Origin of the sequence: Amycolatopsis suaedae (assembly GCF_004214935.1) — a bacterium.
Lineage (GTDB): Bacteria > Actinomycetota > Actinomycetes > Mycobacteriales > Pseudonocardiaceae > Amycolatopsis > Amycolatopsis suaedae.
The window spans coordinates 268,151-292,359 of sequence record NZ_SFCC01000001.1 but is presented as its reverse complement, the minus strand read 5'-3'; the positions used below and the strand labels follow the sequence as shown (position 1 = coordinate 292,359).

The 24,209-nt window shown below is 71.7% G+C and carries 25 protein-coding genes; 14 read left to right on the top strand and 11 right to left on the bottom strand.

All coding sequences use genetic code 11. The annotated features are described in order from the left end of the window. Window positions 1-359: 359 nt before the first annotated feature. Window positions 360-3,293, top strand: a complete 2,934-nt coding sequence (locus tag EWH70_RS01385) for an alpha-L-fucosidase (RefSeq protein WP_130473336.1) — start codon at window positions 360-362, stop codon at window positions 3,291-3,293. Here the strand turns inward: EWH70_RS01385 and pdxR are convergent. Beyond that, a complete protein-coding gene (gene pdxR, locus EWH70_RS01380; protein WP_130473335.1) occupies window positions 3,279-4,754 on the bottom strand; it encodes a MocR-like pyridoxine biosynthesis transcription factor PdxR in 1,476 nt (491 codons plus the stop codon). The two genes, EWH70_RS01385 and pdxR, sit on opposite strands and share 15 nt — an antisense overlap. 28 nt (window positions 4,755-4,782) lie before the next feature. On the opposite strand from pdxR, the gene EWH70_RS01375 reads away from it, so the two are divergent. Further along, entirely contained in the window at window positions 4,783-5,595 is an 813-nt protein-coding gene (locus EWH70_RS01375; RefSeq protein ID WP_130473334.1) for a methyltransferase, read from the top strand. Here the strand turns inward: EWH70_RS01375 and EWH70_RS35755 are convergent. Genes EWH70_RS35755 through EWH70_RS01365 form a run of 3 tightly spaced genes read right to left on the bottom strand, consistent with a single transcriptional unit; the run spans window position 5,559 to window position 7,485 of the window. Beyond that, on the bottom strand, window positions 5,559-5,750 hold the full coding sequence (locus tag EWH70_RS35755) for a hypothetical protein (protein WP_205668999.1): 192 nt from the start codon (window positions 5,748-5,750) through the stop codon (window positions 5,559-5,561). The genes EWH70_RS01375 and EWH70_RS35755 overlap by 37 nt on opposite strands. After that, on the bottom strand, window positions 5,747-6,895 hold the full coding sequence (locus EWH70_RS01370; protein ID WP_130473333.1) for an alpha/beta hydrolase family protein: 1,149 nt from the start codon (window positions 6,893-6,895) through the stop codon (window positions 5,747-5,749). Before EWH70_RS01370 ends, EWH70_RS35755 begins: the two co-directional genes overlap by 4 nt. Next, the gene (locus EWH70_RS01365) at window positions 6,892-7,485 is read right to left on the bottom strand and encodes a TetR/AcrR family transcriptional regulator (protein WP_130473332.1); all 594 of its coding nucleotides are present in this window, start codon (window positions 7,483-7,485) and stop codon (window positions 6,892-6,894) included. Before EWH70_RS01365 ends, EWH70_RS01370 begins: the two co-directional genes overlap by 4 nt. 43 nt (window positions 7,486-7,528) lie before the next feature. On the opposite strand from EWH70_RS01365, the gene EWH70_RS01360 reads away from it, so the two are divergent. From EWH70_RS01360 to EWH70_RS01345, 4 genes are all read left to right on the top strand, one after another. Continuing rightward, the gene (locus EWH70_RS01360; RefSeq protein WP_130473331.1) at window positions 7,529-7,927 is read left to right on the top strand and encodes an acyl-CoA thioesterase; all 399 of its coding nucleotides are present in this window, start codon (window positions 7,529-7,531) and stop codon (window positions 7,925-7,927) included. A gap of 37 nt (window positions 7,928-7,964) precedes the next feature. After that, on the top strand, window positions 7,965-8,384 hold the full coding sequence (locus EWH70_RS01355) for a PGPGW domain-containing protein (protein WP_240686727.1): 420 nt from the start codon (window positions 7,965-7,967) through the stop codon (window positions 8,382-8,384). Window positions 8,385-8,418: 34 nt separating this feature from the next. Continuing rightward, on the top strand, window positions 8,419-9,039 hold the full coding sequence (locus EWH70_RS01350) for a hypothetical protein (protein ID WP_130473329.1): 621 nt from the start codon (window positions 8,419-8,421) through the stop codon (window positions 9,037-9,039). 197 nt (window positions 9,040-9,236) lie between these two features. Further along, a complete protein-coding gene (locus tag EWH70_RS01345; protein ID WP_240686726.1) occupies window positions 9,237-9,779 on the top strand; it encodes a hypothetical protein in 543 nt (180 codons plus the stop codon). 50 nt (window positions 9,780-9,829) lie between these two features. Here the strand turns inward: EWH70_RS01345 and EWH70_RS01340 are convergent, their stop codons facing one another. Then, window positions 9,830-10,933 carry a calcium:cation antiporter gene (locus EWH70_RS01340; protein WP_130473328.1) on the bottom strand — a complete coding sequence of 368 codons (1,104 nt, stop codon included), beginning with the start codon at window positions 10,931-10,933 and terminating at the stop codon, window positions 9,830-9,832. 120 nt (window positions 10,934-11,053) lie between these two features. On the opposite strand from EWH70_RS01340, the gene EWH70_RS01335 reads away from it, so the two are divergent. Next, window positions 11,054-12,202 (top strand): sensor histidine kinase, encoded by a 1,149-nt coding sequence (locus EWH70_RS01335; RefSeq protein WP_130473327.1) that lies wholly within the window; start codon window positions 11,054-11,056, stop codon window positions 12,200-12,202. 3 nt (window positions 12,203-12,205) lie between these two features. Here the strand turns inward: EWH70_RS01335 and EWH70_RS01330 are convergent, their stop codons facing one another. Beyond that, window positions 12,206-12,838: a winged helix-turn-helix transcriptional regulator gene (locus tag EWH70_RS01330; protein WP_130473326.1), complete on the bottom strand. Its 633-nt coding sequence runs from the start codon at window positions 12,836-12,838 to the stop codon at window positions 12,206-12,208. Window positions 12,839-12,890: 52 nt separating this feature from the next. Between EWH70_RS01330 and EWH70_RS01325 the strand changes: the two genes are divergently transcribed. Next, entirely contained in the window at window positions 12,891-13,310 is a 420-nt protein-coding gene (locus tag EWH70_RS01325) for a DUF1761 domain-containing protein (protein WP_130473325.1), read from the top strand. On the opposite strand, the gene EWH70_RS01320 is transcribed toward EWH70_RS01325, so the two are convergent. Then, entirely contained in the window at window positions 13,307-13,951 is a 645-nt protein-coding gene (locus EWH70_RS01320; RefSeq protein ID WP_205668998.1) for a FadR/GntR family transcriptional regulator, read from the bottom strand. The two genes, EWH70_RS01325 and EWH70_RS01320, sit on opposite strands and share 4 nt — an antisense overlap. 121 nt (window positions 13,952-14,072) lie before the next feature. Here EWH70_RS01320 and EWH70_RS01315 point away from each other — a divergent pair, with 121 nt between their 5' ends. Then, window positions 14,073-15,626: an FAD-binding oxidoreductase gene (locus EWH70_RS01315; protein ID WP_130473323.1), complete on the top strand. Its 1,554-nt coding sequence runs from the start codon at window positions 14,073-14,075 to the stop codon at window positions 15,624-15,626. A gap of 74 nt (window positions 15,627-15,700) precedes the next feature. Then, window positions 15,701-18,331 (top strand): glycoside hydrolase family 2 protein, encoded by a 2,631-nt coding sequence (locus EWH70_RS01310; RefSeq protein WP_130473322.1) that lies wholly within the window; start codon window positions 15,701-15,703, stop codon window positions 18,329-18,331. Window positions 18,332-18,505: 174 nt separating this feature from the next. On the opposite strand, the gene EWH70_RS01305 is transcribed toward EWH70_RS01310, so the two are convergent. Genes EWH70_RS01305 through EWH70_RS01290 form a run of 4 tightly spaced genes read right to left on the bottom strand, consistent with a single transcriptional unit; the run spans window position 18,506 to window position 20,779 of the window. Further along, window positions 18,506-18,898 carry a VOC family protein gene (locus EWH70_RS01305; protein ID WP_130473321.1) on the bottom strand — a complete coding sequence of 131 codons (393 nt, stop codon included), beginning with the start codon at window positions 18,896-18,898 and terminating at the stop codon, window positions 18,506-18,508. Window positions 18,899-18,905: 7 nt separating this feature from the next. Next, window positions 18,906-19,445, bottom strand: a complete 540-nt coding sequence (locus tag EWH70_RS01300) for a Uma2 family endonuclease (RefSeq protein ID WP_130473320.1) — start codon at window positions 19,443-19,445, stop codon at window positions 18,906-18,908. A gap of 3 nt (window positions 19,446-19,448) precedes the next feature. Continuing rightward, window positions 19,449-20,246 (bottom strand): amidohydrolase family protein, encoded by a 798-nt coding sequence (locus EWH70_RS01295; RefSeq protein WP_165436105.1) that lies wholly within the window; start codon window positions 20,244-20,246, stop codon window positions 19,449-19,451. Further along, window positions 20,243-20,779, bottom strand: a complete 537-nt coding sequence (locus tag EWH70_RS01290) for a TetR/AcrR family transcriptional regulator (protein ID WP_130473318.1) — start codon at window positions 20,777-20,779, stop codon at window positions 20,243-20,245. Before EWH70_RS01290 ends, EWH70_RS01295 begins: the two co-directional genes overlap by 4 nt. A gap of 74 nt (window positions 20,780-20,853) precedes the next feature. Between EWH70_RS01290 and EWH70_RS01285 the strand changes: the two genes are divergently transcribed. The 4 genes from EWH70_RS01285 (at window position 20,854) to EWH70_RS01270 (ending at window position 24,131) form a co-directional block, all read left to right on the top strand. Beyond that, window positions 20,854-22,062 carry an FAD-dependent monooxygenase gene (locus EWH70_RS01285; RefSeq protein WP_130473317.1) on the top strand — a complete coding sequence of 403 codons (1,209 nt, stop codon included), beginning with the start codon at window positions 20,854-20,856 and terminating at the stop codon, window positions 22,060-22,062. 74 nt (window positions 22,063-22,136) lie between these two features. After that, window positions 22,137-22,841, top strand: a complete 705-nt coding sequence (locus tag EWH70_RS01280; protein ID WP_130473316.1) for a DUF998 domain-containing protein — start codon at window positions 22,137-22,139, stop codon at window positions 22,839-22,841. Window positions 22,842-22,912: 71 nt separating this feature from the next. Next, a complete protein-coding gene (fabG, locus tag EWH70_RS01275) occupies window positions 22,913-23,668 on the top strand; it encodes a 3-oxoacyl-ACP reductase FabG (RefSeq protein ID WP_130473315.1) in 756 nt (251 codons plus the stop codon). A 10-nt stretch (window positions 23,669-23,678) separates the two neighbouring features. Further along, window positions 23,679-24,131, top strand: a complete 453-nt coding sequence (locus EWH70_RS01270) for a MaoC family dehydratase (protein WP_130473314.1) — start codon at window positions 23,679-23,681, stop codon at window positions 24,129-24,131. Window positions 24,132-24,209 lie beyond the last annotated feature (78 nt).

Genomic DNA, 24,209 nt, shown 5'->3' with positions numbered 1-24,209 from the left:
GCAGAACTCACGATGTGGACCAGGTTCTCACCCGGTGCCGGTCGCTCACGCGACCGGCCCGTTCGCGCGAGTCCTCCGTTCCCGACCCGCGAGTCGACCGTTCCGGACCCGCGAGTTGCACGTTCCCGCCTGTCTGGTCCCACTGCTTGGCGTGCCGGGTCCAGATCGCGAGACCAGTCCTGTCCTCGCCTGGCCGACCGGGCAGGAAGGTGGCCTTCACGTGCTCTGACGGTCACCGGTGCACGGTATACGTCGGATGCCTGCCCGAGTCAGACTCCGAAGGGAGGCTTGCCTGCCATTGGTCACGGTGAAATCATCGGATCTCTGCCGAGCAGGACCGATGAGGGAGCGACCGGCCCATGGGACTTCGACCGCTTCGACCACTGCGCCGCACCCGTCCATCCCGCCTCCGGCGGCTCGCCGGCCTCGCCGCCGTCCTCGCGCTGCTGACGACGCTGCTGAGCGCTCCCGCCGCCACCGCCGAGGTGCACCATCCCCGCCAGCAGTGGCTGCGCGCGTCGACGGCGGGCCTGTTCCTGCACTGGGGCATGTACACCGCGCCCAAGCACCTGGACTGCGCCGAATGGGAACGCGACGTCACCGCGGGCGGCTGGTCCGCCGACTACTGGGTCGACCAGGCACGCAAGCTGGGCGCGTCCTACATCGTGCTGGCCACGTTCCACAGCAGGCTCGGCTACGCCCGGCCCTGGCCGTCGAAGATCCCGGGCAGCTGCGCGACCAAGCGGGACCTGCTCGGCGAACTGGTCGCGGCGGGCAAGGCCAAGGACGTCAAGATCATCCTGTACATGACCGACGATCCCCAGTGGCACAACGAGCAAGGCAAGTCCTCTTTGGACTCGGCGGCCTACTCGGCGTACAAGGGCGAGCAGGTCGACCTCACCACCCGGCCAGGCTTCGGCAGGTACAGCTACGACCTGTTCTTCGAGGTCATGGACAACTACGCCGACCTCGCCGGCTTCTGGATCGACAACGACAACGAGTACTGGGAGCGCAACCGGCTCTACGAGCAGATCCGCGAGAAGCGCCCGTCCTGGTTGCTGAGCAACAACAACGAGGACACGCCGATCATGGACACGGTCAGCAACGAGCAGAAGACCGGGATGACGCCGTCCTACGACTACCCGCAGGCGGCGTTCACCCCCATGCCGCGGCTCACCGAGGCCGACTACAAGCTGCCGACCACCGGCTCCTGGTGGTACGACGGCGGCGATCACCCGGTCGACGTCCGGCTGAGCACGGGCCGCTACATCACCAACGCCGGATCGTCGATGAAGTCGCTGATGGCCGAGACCCCGATGGTCAACGGCAGGTTCCCGCCGCAGCAGGAACAGTTCAACGAGTTCATGTCCCGCTGGGTGCCGCCGATCCAGGAGTCGCTGCGCGGCACCGAGGGTGGCGGCTACATGTACGGCGGCATGCAGCCGGGCTTCTGGAACGACGGCGCGCACGGCGTCGTCACCGTCGCCCCGGGCGCTGCCACCCAGTACGTGCACGTGCTCACCCGCCCGCGCACCGACCAGGTCCGGCTGCGGGACAACGGCTACCAGATCACCGAGGTCACCGACCTGCGCACCGGCAAGCGCAAGGAGTTCACCCAGTCCGGCGGATATCTCACCATTCTGGGCATCACCGAATGGGACGCCTACGACACCGTGTTCCGGGTCCGCACCGCCGGGCAGCGGTTCTACTACGACCCCTCGGTGATCCGGGCGATCGCCTCCGCCGCGCACCCCGATCACCCGGCGGCCAATCTCGCCGACGGCAGCTTCGAGAAGTTCTGGGACGCGGGCGGCACGCTGCCCGTGTCGGTGACCCTCGACCTCGGCAGGCGGCGGCCGGTCACCCACTTCGCGGTCAACCAGCGGGAGTGGTCGCCGACCTACGCGCGGGAGTCGTTCGGCAGGCCGGAGGACTCGGCCCGGATCAAGGACTACCGCGTCCGGCTCAGCGACGACGGCGTGTCCTGGGGTGCCCCGGTACGCGCGACGGCGATGCCCAGTGCCCGCGGCGTGCAGTTCGTCGACATCGGCGACCGGCAGGCACGGTTCGTCCGGCTCGAGGTCGCCAACACCTGGAGCGGCCCGCAGGCGCCACCGTTCCACCGGCAGCTCAAGATCGACGAGATCAAGGTCGGCTACGGCTACCCGCGGGCCGCGGGGGAAGCCCCGGGCGAGGCGGAGTCGGCCGCGCTCACCGGCACCGCGGCGCCGGCCACCTGCCGGGCCTGCTCCGGCTCGGCGCAGGTGACCGGGCTCGGCGGCGGCGCGGGCAACGCCGTCACCATCGACGGGCTGACCGCCGCCACCGCAGGCGAGCACCGGCTCCAGCTCGACCACACCGCCGAGGCGCCGACGAGCCTGACCGTACGGGTCAACGGCGGCGATCCGGTGGAGGTCGCCGTCCCCGCCGGTGGCCGGGACGTGCCGGTGAGCACCGCGATCCCGGTGCCGCTGCGGGCGGGCGCCAACTCGGTCACGGTCTACAGCACGGCACCCCGCGGTCCCGGCCTCGACCGGGTGTCGGCCGGGCCGATGCCGCCGTCGTCGTACGTGCCGAGGACGACGCTGACCGTCGAACCACACGGCGTCCAGTGGCTCGGCTCCGGCCGCCAGTCGATCACTGTGTCGGCGACGCTGCGGATGGACGTCGACGACGCACTGGACCAGGTGAGTCTCGCCCCGGCCGTCCCGGCGGGCTGGACGGTCACCGGAGCACCGGCGAGCGCCCCGTCGCTGCGGCTGGGACAGCTGCTGCACGGCACCTGGACGCTGACCTCACCGGCCGGCCAGGACGTCACCGCCACCGAAATCCCGGTCACGGCGTCGTTCCGGACACTGGGCAGGGCGAAGTCGGTGGCCAAGCCGGTTAAGGTCCGCCCGCGTCCGGCCGACCGGGTGTTCGTGCGCGAGGCCGAGGACTCCCGCAACCAGATCGGCAGCTCCGGCGTGACCGGCTGCGGCCGCTGCTCCGGCGAGCAGAAGGTCCGCAACATCGGCGGTTCGCCGGACGCCCACGTCGTCTTCGGTGACGTGACGGTGCCCTCGGCCGGGGTCTACCGCCTGTTCGTCGACTTCACGGTCAACGGCACCCGGTCCTACCTGGTGTCGGTCAACGGCGGTCCGCCCGCCCGGGTCACCGGGACCGGCCTGGGCAACACCGAGCCCCAGACGGAATCCCTGCCGGTGACGCTGACCGCGGGGGCCAACACCATCCGGCTGTTCAATCCCGACGAGGGGGCACCGGACCTGGACCGGATCTCACTCGGTTCGTGACAGCACCGCGCCCAGCGCGGCGACGCCGTCCTCGATCTCCGTCGCCGCGCTGGCCGCGTAGCCGAGCACCAGCCCGGGGTCGTGCGGGCGCTGGCAGTGCCAGGACAGCGGCTGCACCTTCACCCCGCGTTCCAGCGCACCGGCCGCGATGTCCACATCGGACACCGCCCGGCCGGGGAACGTGATCGTCAGATGCAGCCCGGCCGCGGCACCGTGGACGACGGCTCCCGGCAGATGCTTCGCGACCGCGGCGATCATCACGTCGCGGCGGCGCCGGTGCCTGCCCCGCAACAGCCGCAGCTGCCGGTCGAGTTCACCGGACTCCATCAGCCGGGCCACCACCAGCTGCGGCAGCACCGCGTTGCCGAGATCGGCGTAGCGCTTGGCCGCGACGAACGCCTCGCGGAAGCGGGCGGGCACCAGCACCCAGCCGACGCGCAGCGCCGGAGCCAGCAGCTTCGACACGCTGCCCGCGTAGCAGACCTGCTCGGCCAGCAGTGAGCGCAGCGCGGGAACCGGCGGGCGGTCGTAGCGGTGTTCGGCGTCGTAGTCGTCCTCGACGATCAGGCCCCCGTCGGCGGCCCAGCGCATCAGGTCACGACGCCGGTCGCCGCCGAGCACCACCCCGGTCGGGAACTGGTGGGCGGGCGTGAGCAGGACCGCGGGGCTGCCCAGCTCCCGCAGCCGCCGCACCACCAGGCCGTCCTCGTCGACCGGGACCGGCGGGGTGCGCTCCAGCCAGTTGCCCAGGTGCTGCCGCGCGCCGAGCGAGCCGGGGTCCTCCACGGCCATCTCGGTGATGCCCTCGGCGACGAACAGCTGCGCGAGCAGGCTCAGCGCCTGCGCGACGCCGGCGACGACCACCACGTCGGCAGGGTCGGCGCGGATCCCGCGGGTCCTGGCCAGCCGGTGCGCGACCGCCTCCCGCAGCGCGGGCGCGCCCCGCGGGTCGCCGTAGGCCAGGTCGGCCGCCGACAGCCGGCTCAGCACCGCCCGCTCCGCGCGCAGCCAGGCAGTACGGGGGAACGCGGCCAGGTCCGGGACGCCCGGCGAGAGGTCGATCCGCGCCGGTGCGGCACGCAGCACGTCGAACACGTCCGGGCCGGGCCGCCCGGCGAACACCGCGGGCACGCCGGGGGAACCGGCCGGGGTGACCGGCGGCGCGGGCGCCGCCACGACGACGGTGCCAAGCCGGCCCCTGCCCGCGATCTGGCCGTCCTCCACCAGCCGCTGGTAGGCCTCGGTGACCACCCCGCGCGACACCCGCAGCTCCGCGGCCAGCACGCGGGTGGGTGGCAGGCGGCTGCCCACCGCGAGGCTGCCGTCGGCGATCGCCTGCCGCAGCCGCCCGGTCAGCCAGTCGGCGAGCCCGCCCCTCGGCACGTCGGCGCGGGACAGCTGGAGGAAGTCGGAGCCCACGATTTTGGACCCGTCGATCACGTCCGCTTTGGACCTGTTCACTGGACCAGAGTAGCGCCACGCTGGCGTTATGCGCGTCGATTTCCCACGTTACGTCCACGGCTACTCCGGGCCGGAGGCCCGCCGTCTCGGGGACCAGGCCGACGTACTGGCCGGCCTCCTGCACGCCGGTACCCGGTTCCCGGCCGGCAGCAGCGTCCTGGAGGTCGGCTGCGGGGTCGGCGCGCAGACGGTCCACCTGCTGGCCGCCAGCCCGCACATCGAGCTGACCGCCGTCGACCGCTCCGCCGAGTCGCTCGCGACCGCCAGGGAGACGGTGGCGCGGCGGTTTCCGGGCGCGCACGTCCGGTGGCTGCACGCCGACCTGTTCGACCTGCCCGCCACGGGGTTCGACCACGCCTTCGTGTGCTTCGTGCTGGAGCACCTGCCCGACCCGGTCGCCGCGCTGGCGGCCGTGCGTGAGCTGGTGCGGCCGGGCGGCACGGCGACCGTGATCGAGGGCGACCACGGCTCCGCGTTCTTCCACCCGCGCAGCACCGCCGCGCAGGCGACGATCGATCACCTGGTCGGCCTGCAGGCCGCCGCGGGTGGCGACGGGCTCATCGGCAGGCGGCTGCACCCGCTCCTGTGTGCCGCGGGCCTGCGGGAGGTCGTGGTCGAGCCCCGGACGGTCTATGTCGACGGCTCCCGGCCCGGCCTGGTGGACGGGTTCACCCGCAACACCTTCATCGCCATGGTCGACGGTGTCCGCGAGGAGGCACTGGCCGCCGGACTGTCCACACCGGACGAGTGGGACCGCGGCATCGCCGACCTGCACCGCGCCGCGGGCCAGGACGGCACGTTCCACTACACGTTCTTCAAGGGCACCGCGGTGAGGGCCTGATGTGGTGCGCCGTCCTGCTGTTCGCGGTGGCCGTGGTGGTCGCGCTGGAACGCGCCCACCGGCGCCGGGCGCGGCCGGAGCCACGGCTGCGTGGATCCGGCGTGCCCGACCGGGACCTGGACCGGACGCGCGCCGACCTGCGCTGGCTCGGTCACGGCCTGCCGAGCACGGTACGCGAGACGAAGCCGGAGATCGCCCGCTCATACCGGGGCGGGTCGGCGTTCCAGGACTCGACATGCTCGGCGCCGGGGAACTCCTCGTAGGTCACCGGCCAGTTCAGCGCCGGTGCGGCGGCGACGAAGTCGCGGGTCATACGCGGCGGCGCCTGGGAGTCGGCACCCGCGCCGAACAGCAGCATCGGCGGCCGGGTCGCGGGCGGGTGCGTGACGAGGTCGAGTTCGTCCAGGTCGACACCGCTGCGCCAGTTGACGAGCACCGTGCTGAGCCAGGCGGCCGGCGGTGGCACGCCGTACTGGCCTGCCGCGTGCTCGGTCACGGCGGGCATGCTCAGCAGCGGTGAGTCCAGGACCGTCGCCGTGACCGTGGACGCCAGCGGCGAGTGCCGCAGGAACTGGCCGACGATCATGCCGCCCATCGACCCGCCGTAGAGCACGACACGGCGGGCACCCTGACCCTGCGCGTACCGCACGGCCGCCTCGACGTCGCGGTACTCGGACTCGCCGTAGTGCAGGAACCCGTCCGGCGCGGGCGGCGCGCCCTCGTCGTTGCGGTAGGTGATGGCCAGGACCGGCAGGCCGAGCCGGTGGAACGCCGGGATGGCGACCATGGCGTTGCGGCGGGCGTTGCGGCCGTGGACGGCGATCACCCAGGTGTCCTCGGCGGGGCCGGTCGCCGGGATCCGCCAGGCCGGCGCGGGGCCGAGCTCGGTGGGCACCATGACCTCGGTGTAGTCGAACCCGAACGTGGACTTCGGATCGGTGATCATCACGCCGGTCACGGCCACGGTCGTCCCCACCGAGGGGGCGGGCCCCTCGACGATCGGCCGCTCCACCGTGTCGGCCGTCTCGGCCAGCGCCGGGCCCACGGTGGCGTCGACGCCGTCCCACACCATCCGGTGCGTGCCGAGCCTGCGGGCGAAGTCGTTCGGCGAGCCGATCACCACCGTCCGCGTGCTGCCCGACCAGCGCACCTCGCGCACGATGTTGGAGCGGTCGGGGTTGGTGTAGTGCCGGTGATCGGGTTCGATCGCCTCGCCGCTGCCCCACCACGCCAGGCCGAACGACGCCCCGACGACCAGCACCAGCAGGACCGCCAGTCCGATCAGGACCTTCCGTCTCATCCGCTCTCCCCCGCGGTCAGGCCCGAGAGCACCCGGGCAATGGTCCGCTTGCAGAGCAGGCGGAAGTCCTCTTCGGACAGTGCGATGCGGCCGCCGTGGTAGAGCTGCACCAGCCCCATCGCCGGCATCGTGATGGCGAGCGTGACCTCCAGCGGGTCGTCCGCCCGCAGCACGCCGTCGCCGATCGCCTGCTCGACCGCGTCGAACACCGGGCCGAACGTCGGCGTGCCGCCGGCGCGGAAGTCCCCGGGGAACTGCCGGACGCCCTCGCGCCGTTCGGTGACGACGAACCGGTACAGGTTCGGCTTGCCCAGTGCGAAGTCGAGGAAGTCGTCGGTCAGCTCGTCGAGCCTGCCGGTGAACGTGGTGGCGCCCCGGCGCCTGCCCCAGTCCCTGCTCAGCTCGGCCACCGCGGCGTCGACGACCGTACGCAGCAGGGTCTCGCGGTTCGGGTAGTGCCGGTAGGTCGCCATCGCCGTGACGCCGGCGTCCGCGGCCACCCGGCGCATCGACACGGCGTCGGCGCCCTCGGCCAGCAGGATCGCCAGTGCCGCGTCGGCGATCCGTTCCGCCGTCCCCTTCTCGGTCATGTCTACACCGTACACGTGACGGTCTACGCTGTACACTGCCCGCATGACCGAGCCTTTGGTGCGGATGCCCCTGCGGGTGCGCTTCCACGAGTGCGACCCGCAGTCGGTGGTGTTCAACGCGCACTATCTCGCCTATGCCGACATGGCCAGCTTCGAGTGCCTGCGGGAACTGTTCGGCTCCCACGCCGCGGTGACCGCGCGGGGCGTCGACCTGGTGGTCGCCGAGTCGAACCTGCGCTACCACCTGCCGTGCCGGTTCGACGACGAACTGGTCGTCGAGGTGTTCACCGAACGGGTCGGCCGGTCCTCGCTCGTGCTCAGGTTCGCCGTCCGGCGGGGCGACGAGCTGGCCACCGAGGTGATCAACCGCTACGTCTGGGTCAGCACCGAGACGATGCGGCCGGTCACGCCGCCCGATGACATCCGGGCCGCGTTCGGCTGACGTGCCGAGCGCGGCACCCGGGGGTAGCGTGACCGCTGTGACCAGGCCCAACCACTTCAAACGCGCCGTCGTCCTCGTCGTGGGTGGCGCGCTCACGCTCGTCGGCATCGCGCTGCTGGTCCTGCCCGGGCCCGGCCTGCTGCTGGTCCTCGCCGGCCTGGTGACGCTCGCGTCGGAGTTCCCGAAGCTGGAGCGCTACGTCGACCCGGTGCGGGACCGGGCGATGAAGGCGGCGGAGGACAGCGTGTCCTCGCCGCTGCGCATCGCCGGCTCGGTCCTCGCCGGCCTCGCGCTCGTGGCGGCGGGCGTGGTGTGGGGTCTCGTGCCCGGGCTGCCGCTGGGCGGCTGGAGCGTCGGCTCCAGCCTCATCCTGTCCGGGATCGTGCTGTTCGTGCTGCTCGGCTACAGCCACCACCGGGTCCGGGAACGCCGCCGGGCCGCCGAGCGCAGCTCGTGACCGCGTGAGCGTACGACGGGCGGCGTAGGCGCGAGTGCCGCGCCGCGACGGACGCCGTGACGGCACCGCCGCGGCAACACTGATCGCCATGACTTCCACCGCCACGTTCCCCCGCATGTCCCCGCGGCTTCGCAAGGCCGTGCTGCTGGTGCACATCGTGTCGTCGGTCAGCTGGCTCGGCATCAACGTCGGCAACCTCGCGCTGGCACTGACCGGGCTGCTCGCCGACACCGCCGACGTGCAGCGCTCGGCGTTCGTGGCGATGGGCATCGTCGGCGACACCCTGCTGATCCCGGCGAGCCTGCTGTCGTTCGTCAGCGGACTGTGGCTCGGCCTCGGCACGCAATGGGGCCTGCTGAAATACCGCTGGGTTATCGCCAAATTCGTGCTCACCGTCATTCCGGTGATCCTGATTCCGCTGTCGCTGCTGCCCGGTATCCACGAAATGGTGGCCGTCGTGACGGCCGTGCCCGCCGGCACGCTCGCCGACATCGGGCCGTACGCGCCGAACCTCATCGTCGCCGGGTGCGTGTCGACGACCATGTACCTGACCAGTGTCGTCCTTTCGGTTTACAAGCCGTGGGGCCGCACCCGCCGCGGCCGCAAAGCGATTCCGCAGCGCCGCACCCGTACCACCGCGAACGCGGTGGGCTGACCGGCGCAGAAAAGACGGCTTTTCGCCCTACGACGAAAGTATGTTTCCGGAAGAAAATCCTTCTCCGCAAACTGTGGCATTTGGCCAATGATTGTTACGCTCCCAACCGGTTCGAAACCCCTGCGGCAGTTCTCGGCCATTTCTCCAGCCTGCACGGGCCGGTCGAGGCTGCCTCGAAACCGGTTTGGAGGAGTTACATGCGCAAGGTTCTGCTGCGCTCGGCGGCGGTGGGTGCGTTCGCCGCGCTGGGCCTACTGGCCTCCGGCGTGCCCGCGGGCGCGTCCGCGGAGAGCAAGGGCACCGACCCGGTCGGCGCGCCGGACGCCGGCACGCCGACCGTCCAGGTGACCAAGCTCAGCCACTCGCAGGCGACGTCGCGCCTGCGGTCGTCGGGCATCACCTGGTCGTCCAGCGGCGGCTGCAGCAACCGCAACAACCCGCGCTGCACGTCGTTCGAGCAGGTCAACCTGGCGACCATCCAGGGTGCCCAGACGCTCAAGTCCGCCTCCCGCTGCGCGCTGAACGTCACCGGGGGCACCGAGACGGGTCACGCCAGCGGGACGTACAGCCACTGGAACGGCTACAAGCTCGACTTCTCACTGAGCAACTGCCTCAACAGCTACATCCGCAACACGTTCACGTCGATCGGCGGGAACAAGTGGCGTTCCGGCTCGGGGAACATCTACTACCTCGAGTCGAACCACTGGGACGTCACCTACTACAACTGCGGCGGCTGCTGACCGCTCCGCACGTTCCCGCCACCCAGCGAGGGCGGGTGGCGGGAACCCGGTCACGGGTTGATGGCGAGGAAGAGGAACGCCGCCAGCAGCACCAGGTGGACACCGCCCTGCAGGCGGGTCGCCCGGCCGGGCACCACGGTCAGCACGCTGACCACGATCGTGAGCGCGAGCAGCACCATGTGCACCGGCCCCAGCCCCAGTTCCAGCGGTCCCTCCAGCCAGATGCTGGCGACCGCGATGGCCGGGATGGTGAGGCCGATGCTGGCCATCGCCGAGCCGTAGGCCAGGTTCAGGCTGATCTGCACCCGCTGCCGGGCGGCGGCCCGCACCGCGGCCAGGGTCTCCGGCAGCAGCACCAGCAACGCGATCACCACACCGACGAACGAGGGCGGGAACCCGGCGGCCTTCACCGCCGACTCGATGGCAGGCGACTCGACCTTCGCCAGGCCGACCACCGCCACCAGCGCCACCAGCAGCAGCCCGAGGCTCGCCGCGGCGGCCTTGTTGCTGGGCGGGTCGGCGTGGCCGTCGCCGTCGGCGTCCTTCGGCCCCTCGCCGTGTTCCACCGGAAGAAAGAAGTCGCGGTGGCGCACCGTCTGCGTCATCACGAACAGGCCGTAGAGCAGCAGTGAGGCGATCGCCGCGAACGCCAGCTGGGCGGCGGAGAAGCCCGGGCCCGGCGTGGTCGTGGTGAACGTCGGCACCACCAGGCACATGCCGGACAGGGTCGCCACCGTCGCCAGCGCGGCGCCGGTGCCCTCGGCGTTGAACAGGGCCAGCCCGTGCCGCAGCGAACCCACCATCAGCGCCAGCCCGACGATGCCGTTGGTGGTGATCATCACAGCCGCGAAGACCGTGTCCCGCGCCAGCGACGCCGACTCCGGGCCACCGGACACCATCAGGGTGACGATCAGCGCGACCTCGATGATCGTCACCGCGACCGCCAGCACCAGTGATCCGTACGGTTCCCCCACCCGGTGAGCGACCACCTCGGCGTGGTGCACCGCCGACAGCACGGCTCCTGCCAGCACGAACGCGACCAGGATCACCAGCACGGTCCCGAGTTCCCGGCCCCACGTCAGCGCCAGCGCCACCAGCGCCAGCAGCGGCACGACAACGGTCCAGGACAGCATGGAACTACGTACGGCGGCCATGGCTCCACCCTGACATGCCGCCCATGCGCCCGCGCGGGCGGGAGCGTGCGTCCCGCCCGACCGGGGTATGACGGCTCCAGGGCCGATCCGCCGGGCGGCATCGGGCGGTAGTTTCGGCCGGTGACCTCGACCGGCCGGTCAGCAGCCGTACCCCGCGCGCCGCATCTCTACCTGTTCGACGCGCTGCTGGCGGTGGCCGCGACCGCGGCGTACGTCAGCTTCTCCTACGCCCCGAGCACGCCTGCCCAGCCCGGGTTCACCGGCCCGGTGTGGCTGGGCTGGCTGGTGGCCGCGGCGGTCGGCGTCCCGCTCGCGGTCCGCAGGCGCTGGCCGTTGCCGGTGTTCGCCGTCGTGCTGAGCGGGACCGTCGCGGCCAGCCTGCTGCACATGGTGCTGGAGCCCCACCTCGCCCTCGGCTGCGCTGCCTACCTGGTCGGGCTGGCCGAGCGGTGGTGGCGTGCCGTGGTGACGCTGGCCGTCGCACTCGCCGCCGCCGCGACCGCGCTCGCCGTCAGCGAGCCGCTGCCCGGCGACACGGTCGGCACGACCGCGGCGGTGTGGCTGGTGATCGGCACGGCGTGGGTGCTGGGCAGGGGCATGCGGCAGGGCCGTCTCGCCCGGGCCGCCGAGGCCGAGCGGGCCGCCGCGCGGGCGCTGACCGACCAGCGCCTGCGCATCGCACGGGAACTGCACGACGTGGTGGCGCACAGCATGAGCCTCATCGCGGTGAAGGCGGGCGTCGCCAACCACGTCGCCGAACAGAACCCGGCCGAGGCCGTCCGCGCGCTGCGCACGATCGAGACCACCAGCAGGGCGGCGCTGGTGGAGATGCGTCACGTCCTCGGCGTGCTGCGCTCCGCCGAGGAACCCGGGATGGAACTCGCGCCCGTCCCCGGACTGGCCGGCCTGCGCGAGCTGGCCGAGCACGCGGAGCAGGCGGGCGTGCGGGTGACGCTTCAGGCCCCGGAGCGGGCGGACCTGCCCGACGGCGTGGCACTGTCGGCCTACCGGATCGTCCAGGAGGCGCTGACCAACGTGGTCAAGCACGCGGCCCCCGCCGAGTGCGTGGTGCGGGTGGAGGCGCTGCCCGGCGAGCTGCGGATCGAGGTGACCAGCGGTCCGCCCGGGACGGCGCGCCCGCGGGCCCCCGAGGGGCACGGGCTGATCGGGATGCGTGAGCGGGTGGCCGTCTACTCAGGACGGTTCGACGCCGGACCCCGTCCGGACGGCGGATTCCGGGTCACGGCGAGCCTGCCGTACGAGCCCTAGGGACTACCGGGCGAACACGGTGCGCAGGACGTGCGAGTCGCCCCGGAACGCACCCGCGGCGACGGCCTGCTCGACGCTGATCGCTCCGGATGCCAGTGCGACGACCACGTCCGGAGCGGCAGTGAGCACCGAGGCCGGCTCCCGTCGGGGCACGAACGCGCTCGGGCCGTCCTCGCCGACCCGCAGGGTCATCAGGAAGCCGTCGGTCTCGATGCCGAGTTCGACGGGCGGAGCGGCGGTCACGCCCCGGAGCAGGGCGGGGAGCGCCAGGGTCAGCCAGCGCGGCTGAAAGGCGTCCTCGCCCCGGCCGCTCGCCAGCAGCGGCGCACCCCACCGGCCGAGCGCCTCCATCGGCTCGCGCAGCCCCGCCCCCCACGGTGTGAGGGCGTAGACCACACCCGCGCCGTCGAGGCGGCGCTCGACGATCCCGTTCGCCTCCATGGTCTTCAGCCGTTCGGCCAGGAGGTTCGTGGCGATGCCGGTGAGCGAGGTCTTCAGCTCGGTGTAGCGCATCGGGCCCGGCAGCAGTTCCCGCACGATGAGCAGCGTCCACCGGTCACCGACGACGTCCAGCGAGCGCGCGAGAGCGCAGAACTGTCCGTAGGAACGCGGGCCGCTGCGGTTGACTTTTTCCATCGCGGTTGATTATCTCAACCACAGGCCTGGATGTCGAGAAGAGGGGATTCCCGTGGCACTGAGCATCAGCTGGCCGGCTGTCGTGGTCGCGATCGTCGCCGGAATGGCGGTCGCCTGGATCTGGTACAGCGACTGGGGGCTGCTCGGCGGCGTCTGGCGGAAGCTGACCGGCGTGACCAAGGAGGACTCGGTGCGAGCCGGTAAGGGACCGTTCGTGGTCCTGGTGGCGTCGATCGTCGTCACCGCACTGGCTCTCGCGGCCGCCAATTCCCTCGCGTCCGGCTTCTTCGGCACCGACTCGTTCTGGGTGGCCGTGGCGGTCGGGTTCGCGGCATGGCTCGGCTTCTCGCTGTCGACCCTGGCGCAGCACAACGGTTTCGAGCAGAAGCCCGGCAGGCTCACCGTGATCAACAGCGCCTACCAGCTCGTGCTGTTCGTCGGGATGGCGGTCCCGATCGGGTTACTGCGCTAGCTACCGCCGACGATCCCGGCCAGCGCCTGCTCGACCCTGGCCAGGTGCTCGCGCATGGCTTCCTCGGCCCGTTCGCTGTCGCGGGCCGCGATGGCCTCGACGATCGCCCGGTGCTCGGCGTTGGAGCACTCCCGCCGGTCGGCAAGCTGGTTGAGCACGAACGACTGCTGCCGCAGCGCCTCGCCGATCTCCTCGATCACCGTGGTGAAGACCGGGTTGCCGCACGCGGCGGCGATGCCGGTGTGGAACCGGGCGTCCAGCGCGACCCACTCCAGGTCGGACTCCTCCGCCTCCATGCCTGCCACCAGCCGCTGCAGCCGTTCCAGGTCGGGCGCCCGGTGCCGGGTCGCCGCGTAACCGGCGACCGGCACCTCGACGTGCCGACGGACCTCCCACAGGTCACGTGCCGTGTAGTCACCGAAGATCGGGTTCTCCACCGGCCCGGCCGCCTGGACGTAGGTTCCCTTGCCGGTGCGCGACACCGTCAGGCCGAGCGCCGCGGTGGCCCGCAGTGCCTCCCGGATGACCGACCGGCTGACCTCGAACTCCTGCGCCAGCGCGGATTCGGCGGGCAGCTTGTCGCCCACCGCGTACTCGCCACGCTCGATCGCGCCACGGATCTCGTCGAGAACGACCTCCATGGCACTGACCCGGCGAGCTGTCCGCCTGCCTGACAGGTTCATACCGCTCAAATTGGCATCGGGACCCCGTAGTGTCAAGAACCCGTTCCCCGCGCCCGGAGGGAGGACTACCGTTCTCACCATGCGCGAACGTTCCTGGTGGGGCTGGGGCTGGGCGGACAACGCCCTCGCCGACAGCGAATGCGTCCAGCTCGCCCGCGGCCTGCCGGGAATGCCCAGCAAGCCCAAGCGGATCCCCGACCCGGCCGCACTGGAACTGCCCGCGATCCGGCTGCGGCCGCCCGCCGCCGTGGCCGAGTTCTGCACCACCACTCCCCTGGCCAGAGCAGCCCACACCTACGGCAAGGCCTACCGCGATGTCGTCCGCGCACTGGCCGGCCGGTTCGAACGCTGCCCCGACCTCGTCGCCTACCCGCGTACCGAGGGCGAGATCGTCGCCGTACTGGACTGGGCAGGCGGCGTGGGTGCCGCGGTCGTTCCCTACGGCGGCGGCAGTTCCGTCGTCGGCGGTGTGGAGTACCGCGGCGAGCTGCCCTGGGTGTGCGTCGACCTGTCCCGGCTCAACCAGGTGCTGGAGATCGACCGCACCAGCCGCGCCGCCCGTGTCCACTGTGGAATCCTCGGGCCCGCACTGGAGGACCGGCTGCGGCCGCACGGCCTGACCCTGCGGCACTTTCCGCAGAGCTTCGAGTTCTCCAGCCTCGGCGGCTGGCTCGCGACCAGGGCCGGTGGGCACTACTCGACCACGACCACGCACATCGACGACTTCGTCGAGTCGCTGCGGGTGGTCACCCCGCGCGGCATCAGCGAGTCCCGGCGCCTGCCCGGCTCCGGCGCGGGCCCGTCGCCGGACCGGCTGCTGCTCGGCTCGGAGGGGATCCTCGGCATCCTCACCGAGGCGTGGATGCGGCTGCAGGACCGGCCGGCCCACCGGGCGTCGGCCGCCGTGACGTTCCCGGACTTCGCCGACGGTATCGCCGCCGTCCGCGCCATAGTCCAGAGTGGACTCTCACCGGCCGGGTGCAGGCTGCTCGACGCGGGCGAGGCGGCACTGGCCGGGGCCGCCCGCTGCGGCGAGAGCGTGCTCATCCTGGGCTTCGAGTCGCCCGCGCACCCGGTGCTCGCCCCGCGGGACGCGGCCGTGGAGATCGCCCGCATGCACGGCGGCACCGTCCGGCCCAACCAGGACGGCGCGGACATCGTCGAGACGTGGCGCTCGGGCTTCCTGCGCATGCCCTACCTGCGTGACGCGCTGGCCAGGACCGGGACGGTGGTCGAGACCTTCGAGACGGCCACCACCTGGGACCGCCTGCTCAAGCTGTACTCCGAGGTGCACACCGAGGTCGCCGCCGCGGTCGAGCGGGTGTGCGGTGCGCCCGGCATCGTGAACTGCCGGCTCACGCACGTCTACGCCGACGGCGCCGCGCCGTACTTCACCGTGCTGGCCCCCGGCAGGCCCGGGTCGGAGCTGGCCATGTGGGACGACATCAAGGCCGCCGCGAGCGAGGTGCTGGACCGCCACCGGGCCACGATCACCCACCACCACGCCGTCGGCCGGGATCACCGGCCCGGCTACGACCGGCAGCGGCCGGACCTGTTCGCCGAGGCGCTGCGGGCGGTCAAGAAGACCGTGGATCCGCAGGGCATCCTGAATCCGGGCGTGCTGTTGGACTGACCGGGTGACGGGTTTGACGGAAATAGGAAACCTTCCTATTACTGGGATTCCCGCCCCAGCCGAGGAGACCCCGCATGCTCCGGTCCCGTCTCGCCCTGCTGCTCGCGCTTCTGCTCGGCATCGCGCTCGCACCCGCCGCGCTCGCCCAGCAGGCACCGCCGGAAACCGGTGCCGTGCTACCCGAGGCCTCCGGCGGCACGACCCGCCTCGGCGGGTGGCGCATCCAGTCCTCGGCTGCGGTTCCCGCGGGCGGCGAGGAGGTGTCGCGGCCCGGCTTCGGCAGCGCGGGCTGGTACCCGGTGGCGCCGAGGACGACGATCATGGCCGGCCTGGTCGCCAACGGCCGTTACCCCGACCTGTTCCACTCGACGAACATGCGGGACAAGGTCGACCGCGCCGACTTCGCGGTGCCGTGGTGGTACCGCTCGGAGTTCCTCGCCCGCGGCCCGGAGCGGCACGCGTTCCTCCGGGTTCCCGGCGCGACGTCGCGGGCCGACGTCTGGCTCAACGGCGTGCGGATCGGCGAGGTCACCGGCACCTACAACGCCAGGGAGTTCGACATCGGCCCGCTGCTCAAACCGGGCCGCAACGCCGTGGCACTGCGGGTGCACCCGGCCGACCCGCAGAAGCACTTCACGATCAGCTGGATCGACTGGGCACAGCCGGCGCCGGACAACAACATGGGCATCTTCCGCGACGTCGAGCTGGTGCGCAGCGGGCCGGTGACGCTGCTGGGCTCGTACGTGCACACCAGGCTCGCGCTGCCGGGCATGGCCTCCGCGGAACTGAAGCCGTTCGCCGAGCTGCGTAACAACCTGCCCGCCGCCCAGCAGGTGACGCTCGGCGGCACCGTCGGCGACCTGCCCGTCCGGCACACGGTGACGCTCGCGGCGGGCGAGACCCGCACCGTCGCGCTGCCGCCGGTCACCCTGCAGCGGCCGAACGTGTGGTGGCCCGCACAGCTGGGCGCCCAGCCGCTGTACCGGTTCGCGCTGTCGGTGTCGGCAGGCGGCCGGGTGTCCGACGCCGTGACGACCACGTTCGGTGTCCGCGACGTCCAGGCGCCGCTGAATGCCAGCGGCGACAGGGAGTTCGTGATCAACGGCAGGCAGGTCCAGATCCGGGGTGGCGGCTGGGCGTCGGACCTGCTGCTGCGCAGCCAGCCGGGCAGACTCGAGGCCCAGCTGCGGTACGTGCGTGACCTCGGGCTCAACGCCATCCGGCTGGAGGGCAAGCTGGACACGCCCGAGCTGTACGACCTGGCCGACCGCTACGGCATCCTGCTGCTGCCCGGCTGGGAGTGCTGCGACAAGTGGGAACCGTGGTCGGGCTGGGGCGGCGAGGCGTGGACCGAGTCCGACTACCCGATCGCGGGCGGGTCGATGGCCGCGCAGGCGCGGTTGCTGCGCAACCATCCCAGCGTCATCGCGTTCATGATCTCCAGCGACATCGCGCCACCGGAGGACGTGCAGCGGATGTACCTGGCCGCGCTGGCGGGCGCGGGCTGGCCGAACCCGGTCATCCCGGCCGCCGCCATGCGCAACGCCCCGCCGCCGCTGGGATCGTCGGGCATCAAGATGGAGGGCCCGTACGACTGGGTGCCGCCGGACTACTGGTACGGCGACAAGGTCGGCGCCGCGTTCGGCTTCGCCGGTGAGCTGAGTGCAGGACATTCCATCCCGACCGAGGACAGCCTGCGCGAGATGCTCTCACCCGCCGAGCGGGAGGCGCTGTGGAAGGATCCGGCCGCGCCGCAGTACCACACCGGCCGCGGCACCGAGCCGTTCAACAACCTCAAGCTGTTCAGCACCGCGCTCGCGCAGCGCTACGGGCAGCCGACCGGGCTGACCGACTACGTCGAGAAGGCGCAGCTGGCCAACTACGAGATGACCAGGGCGCAGTTCGAGGCCTACGGCCGCCAGCAGACGGCGCCGCGCAAGGCGACCGGGCTGGTGTACTGGATGCTCAACAACGCCTGGCCGTCGCTGAACTGGCACCTCTACGACCACTACCTCAACCCCGGCGGTGCCTACTTCGGTGCGAAGAAGGGCAACGAGCCGCTGCACGTCCAGTACAGCTACGACGACCGTTCGGTGGTGGTCGTCGGCCGCGGTCCCGGGCAGGCGGCGGGGCTCACGGTGCGGGCCGAGATGTACCGGCTGGACGGCACGCTGCTGCACCGGCAGGAGCAGTCCGGCCTGACGGTGCCGGCGCTGGGTGTCACGAAGGCGTTCACGCTGCCGCCGCCCGCGGGCGTGACCGGTGCGTACTTCGTGCGCCTGTGGCTCGACGACGGCACGGGCACGACGGTCAGCCGCAACACGTACTGGCTGTCGGCGCGGCCGGACGTCGTCGACTGGGACAATTCGCAGTGGTACTACACGCCGGTGAGCAGCTACGCCGACCTGAGCGGGCTGGCCGCCCTGCCACGCGCGGACATCGAGGTGAGCACGCGCACGGCCGGCGCGTCGACCGAGGTGACGCTGCGGAACACGTCCGGCAGCATCGCGCCCGCGGTGCGGGTCACGCTGCGCAAGGCCGACGGCAGCCGGGTGCTGCCGGTGACGTGGACCGACAACTACGTCGCGCTGTGGCCGGGCGAGTCGATCACCCTGCGGGCGGACTACCAGCCCGCCGACGCCGGTCCCCGGCCGGTGGTCGAGGTGGGCGGCTGGAACGCCGCGCCCCGGCGGGTGACGTCGTAAGGCACGTCAGGTGCCAGGGCCCCGGCAAAGTCGGGTGGTCGGGCTTCCGGGGTGCTGCCAAGGGCACCTTGGTTGCGCGTTGCGCTACCACGGTGCCGTTCGTAGCGGTGGCATTGACCCGATGTCGTCTCGTTCGGGGTGACTGGTGGGGCTACCGGGCGTGCGGAGTCCCGGTCAGCGCGGGCCGAGCAGGTCCCACCTGTTGCCCGCGATGTCGAGGAACACCGCGAGACGGCCGTAGGGTTCGGTCCGCGGCTCGGTCACGAACGTGACACCGGCGTCGAGCATGCGGCGGTGGGTGGCGTCGAAGTCGTCCACCCGCAGGAAGAACCCGACCCGGCCGGCGGTCTGGTTGCCGACGGCTCCGCGCTGGTGCTCACCGTCGGCGCGCGCGAGCAGGATGCCGGTCTGCGCGCCGGGCGGCCGCACGACGACCCAGCGCTTGGGCCTGCCGTCGTTGGTCAGCGAAGGCGAGTCGTCCGCCAGCTCGAAACCGAGGACCTCGGTGAAGAAGGTGATCGCGGGGTCGTACTCGTCGACGACGAGGGTCACCAGTTCCAGCCGCACGGAAGCATCAAAGCAAACGGTCGAGGTCCAGTGACACGGAGATCGGGTCGGCGGTGGTGAACGTGCCGGTCACCGCACCGCTGTCCTGATAGCCGAACTCACCGGCGAGGTGGCAGGCGGTCAGCGACACCGGCTCGTCGAGGTCCACGATCCAGTAGTGCGGGATACCGGCGTCGGCGTACTCGGCCCGCTTGGCGACGTAATCGGTGCGCCGCGACCCCTCCGCCGCGACTTCGATCACGACGACGACCTCGCCGGACCTCACCAGCCCACCCGCGGCGTCCCGGACCAGCATCAGATCAGGCCGACGGGAGTAGCCGGGCTCCCCGGCGGCAGCCAGGCGCAGGTCCAGGTCGGCCCGCACCAGCAACTCGACGCCATCGGGCAACTGCCGCTCCAGCGTCTTGGCCAACGTGTCGGTGACGGAGTCGTGATCACGCCCGTCATCCGGTACCAGCAGCAGGCGTCCTTCGACGAGCTCGGTGTAGCCGGACTCCAGCGCACCGAGTGCGGCGTACTCGTCGACGGTCAACAGGCCCGGTGTCATCCCTCACCCCCAGTCGTAGAGTACCGCCGGGTTGTCCTGCAGCACCCGCTCCCGCACCCGCGGGTCGGGCAGCCACGCGTCCAGGACGGCACGGTGGTCGGCCGCGGCCGGGACCGGGCCCGGCGGGGCGACGTAGGGCCAGTCCGAACCCCACACCACCCGGTCCGGCGCCGCGTCCAGCACCGCGGCCACCCGGTCGGCCAGCCGCGCCGCGGCCCCGGCCTCCGCCAGGCCGGGGGCGAGCCGGTACGCGCCGGACAACGTCACCCAGCACGGCCCCGCGTCCAGCAGCCGCAGCAGCGTCGCCGTCCCCTCGTCGCCGGGCGGGAGGTTGCCCAGGTGGTCCAGCAGGACCGGCACCCGCGCCGACTCGACGGCCGCCAGCACGGTGTCGCCGTGCTCGGCCAGGTCGGTCCACACCTCGGCGTGCCAGCCCAGTTCGGCCAGGCGCGGCAGCCACGCCGGCAACTCCGCGACCGGCAGCCCGCCTGCCAGCCGGTCCTGGACCCGCACCGCGCGTACCCCGGCGGCGTGCAGCTCCTCCACAGTGGACGATTCCACAGTGGACGGCAGGACGGCCACGCCGCGCAGCCGGTCCGGATGGGCACGCAGCGCGGCCAGCAGCACCGTGTGGTCCTGGCCGTAGGCACTCGGGTTGACCAGCACGCCCCTGGACAGGCCCACCGCGCCGAGGTGGCGCAGGTAGTCGCCGACCGGGGCGGCGAACGGCCGGTACCCGGCGCCGGTCACCGCCACGGTGTCCTCGGCGAGCACGTGGGCGTGCACGTCGACGCCGGTCACGACAGTCCCAGCGCGGCCATGGCCGCGTCCACCGCGGCCGGCCGCAACTCGTCCGCGGGAACATGAGCGAACTGGATGGCGCAGTCCTGCAGCCCGCCGAAGGCCATCACACCCCGGGTCGCCTGCGCCAGCGTGGGGTCCGGGCCGACCACCATCTCCGACAGCCGTGCCCGCCAGGCCACGACCAGGTCGATCAGCCCGAGGTCGGCGAGCGTGGTCATCTCCGCCAGGACCAGCATCAGCACGTCCCGGCGCTCGTAGTGGAAGTCGAAGTAGCCCTCCAGCAACGCCCTCGGGTCGATCCGGTCCCGCTTCTCGTACGCCCGCAGGAACGCCTCGCCCTCGTCGATCAGCGGCTGGACGATGCTGCGCACCAGTTCGTCCCGCGACGAGAAGTGGTAGTAGAGCGCGGGCTTGGTGATGCCGAGCCGGTCGGCGATCTCCTGCAGGCTCGTCTTCTGCACGCCCTTCTGGCTGAAGAGCTCACGGGCGGCGTCCTGGATGCGCTGCTTGGTGTTCGACTCACGGGGCACCGGTCAAGCGTACTTGACTTAACGGTAGGTAAGGAACGCTGGTATCCTGACCTTCCGTTAAGTAAGGAGGCTTCATGCGCGTCCTGATCTCCGGCGCCAGCGTCGCGGGTCCCGCCCTCGCGTACTGGCTCACCAGGTACGGCTTCGACGTCACCGTCGTCGAGCGGGCGCCCACCCTGCGCAAGACCGGCGGGCACGCCGTCGACCTGTTCCGCCCCGGCATGGACATCGTCGAGAAGATGGGCGTGCTCCCCCAGGTCGAGGCGCTGGCGACCGGAATGAGCCGGATGCTGATGTACCGCCAGGGCGTCGCGCGCCCGGTTCGCGTCAACCTCGACAACATCCTCGGCGGCACCGCGGAACGCCACGTCGAGATCATGCGCGACGACCTCAGCGAGGTCCTCTACGACGCGACCCGCGCGGACGTCGAGTACGTCTTCGCCGACTCCGTCGCGGCCATCGACGACGGCGAGGTCACCTTCGACAGCGGCACCCGGCGCCGGTTCGACCTCGTGGTGGGCGCCGACGGGCTGCACTCCACCGTGCGACGGCTGGTGTTCGGCGAGGAGCACCTGTTCAGCAACTTCATCGGTGCCCACCTGGGCGTGCTGTCGGTACCCCAGGACCTGGCGACCAACGGCGAGTACCACGCGCACCTCGACGTCGGCAGGATCGCCGCGCTCTACGGAACCCGCGACGGGGTGGCCGCGCGGGCGGTGTTCCTGTTCCACAGCGAGGAACTGGACTACCACCACCGCGACACCGAGCGGCAGAAGGAGCTGCTGCGCGAGGCGTACACCGGCATGCACCCCGACGTCGACCGCTGGCTGGGCGAGCTGGACACCACGCAGGCGTTCTACTTCGACGCCATCACCCAGCTCCGCCTGGACAGCTGGTCGAAGGGCCGGGTCACGCTGGTCGGCGACGCGGGTTACTGCCCGGGCCCGGCCGTCGGCGGCAGCACGACGCTGGCGATGCTCGGCGCCTACGTCCTGGCCGGCGAGCTGGCCGCGGCACGCGGCGACCACGAGCGCGCCTTCGCCGCCTACGAGCGGGAAATGGCCGAGCCGGTACGCGGCAGCCGCGCACTCGCGCTGCGCGCGGCCAGGACGCTGATCCCCGCGTCCCGCTCCGGCATGTGGGGGCTGGTCCAAGCCGCCCGGCTGCTGTCGGTCCTGCCGTCGAAGGCCGGCCGGGCCCTGGTGCGCCTCCAGTCGCAGGGGCTGCGGCTCTACGACTCGATCGAGCTGAAGGACTACCCGGCCCCGGCCACGGCGACGTGAAACCGGACAAGCCGACAGGTTTTCGACAGGTTGCTCTCAGCGTGAGCACACACCGGCGTCGATAACCTCGCAGCATGTCCCCCTCCGCCGACACCCTCGCCGCTCCGGCGCCCGCGGGCCCCGGCGACGCCCGCGCCCTCCCCTTCGCGGGCGTCGCCGCTCTGCTCGCCGGGTCGGCGCTGCTCCTGCTGCTGCACGTGCTGCCGCCGACCGACGCCATCAGCCCGGTGTACTCCACGATCAGCCAGTACGCGCTGACCGACAGCCGGTGGCTGTTCGACCTCGGGATCGCGGTGGTGGCCGCCGGTTCGGCGGCGGTGTTCGCGACCCTGATCCGCCGCCGGATCGTCGCCACCCTGAGCTTCACCAGCTTCCTCGGGTTTCTCTGGGTGGCCAGCCTGATCGTGCTGATCTTCTTCCAGAAGACCAACTGGGCGATCGGGCCGAGCGTGGGCGGCACCATCCACCGGTGGGCCAGCGTCGTCGCGTTCGTCAGCCTGCCGCTCGCGGTGATCGCGGCGGCCCGCCGGGTCTACCCCGACTCCCCCGTCCCGCGCAGGCTCACCGTCGCACTCGGCGTCACCTCGCTGATGTGGTTCGGCGTCATCCTCACCGGCGTCGTCGTGATGCTGACGGGCGGCGGCCCGTGGTGGACGTTCGTCCCGCTCGGTCTGGTGGAACGGTTCATGGCCGTCAACGAGGTGCTCGCGCTCGGCGCGCTGACCGCCGGTCTGCTGCGGCCCCAGCCGTCGAGGTCCGACGCGCTCCAGCTCACCTAGTCAGCTCCGGGACGGCTGCGGTACGGTCCTAAGCGCTTGCTTAGTCACCCAGCCGTTCAAGGAGGAACAACGTGACCGAGTCCCAGACCCGCGTCGCCATCGTCACCGGTGCCGGCCGGGGAATCGGTGCCGCGGTCGCCGCCCGGCTGGCCGCCGACGGAATGGCCGTCGCGCTGCTGGACCTCGACGAGTCCGCCGCGAAGCAGGGCGCCGAGGCGATCGGCGCGGGCAAAGCCATCGGCGTCGGGCTCGACGTCAGCGACGCCGGCCAGGTCGAGGCCGCGGTCACCAAGGTCGCCGACGAGCTCGGCCCGCCGACCGTCCTGATCAACAACGCCGGCATCACCAGGGACAACCTGCTGTTCAAGATGTCCGAGGAGGACTGGGACTCGGTCATCAACGTGCACCTGCGGGGCTCGTTCCTGATGACCAGGGCGGCGCAGAAGTACATGACCGAGCAGCGCTTCGGCCGCATCGTCAACCTGTCCTCGACCTCGGCGCTGGGCAACCGTGGTCAGGTCAACTACTCCGCGGCCAAGGCCGGCATGCAGGGCTTCACCAAGACGCTGGCCATCGAGCTGGGCAAGTTCGGGGTGACCGCCAATGCGATCGCGCCCGGGTTCATCGCCACCGACATGACCGCCGCGACCGCCGAGCGGCTCGGGGTGGGGTTCGAGGAGTTCAAGGCCGCCGCGGCGCAGCAGATCCCGGTGGCCCGCGTCGGCACCCCCGACGACATCGCCCACACCGTGTCGTTCCTGGTCAGCGAGGGCGCCGGATTCGTGTCCGGCCAGGTCATCTACGTGGCCGGCGGGCCGAAGGACTGAGGAGGGCGGCATGCGGGTCTTCACCGACGTCGACGAGTTCGCCGCCGCGGCGGGCGAGCACTTCGGCTACACCGGCTGGACCACGATCACCCAGGAGCAGGTCCAGCTGTTCGCCGACGCCACCGGCGACCACCAGTGGATCCACCTGGACACCGAGCGTGCCGCGGCGGGCCCGTTCGGCGGAACCATCGCGCACGGCTACCTCACCCTGTCGCTGATCCCCCGGTTCGGCCAGGAGCTCTACCAGGTCACCAACCTGACCATGGGCATCAACTACGGCCTCAACAAGGTCCGGTTCCCGCAGCCGGTGAAGGTCGGCGCCCGGGTACGCGCCGGGGCGGAACTGCTCGAGGTGAGCGACGTCCCGGGTGGCAAGCAGGCGGTGGTCCGGTGGACGATCGAGATCGACGGCGAGAGCAAGCCCGCCTGCGTGGCTGAGATGGTCAGCCGGCTGATCGCCTGACCGGTGTGCGCCGTGCCCGGTGGCCGGCGCGCACCGGCGACTGTACGACATACCGACCAGTCGGTATCGTGACCGGAT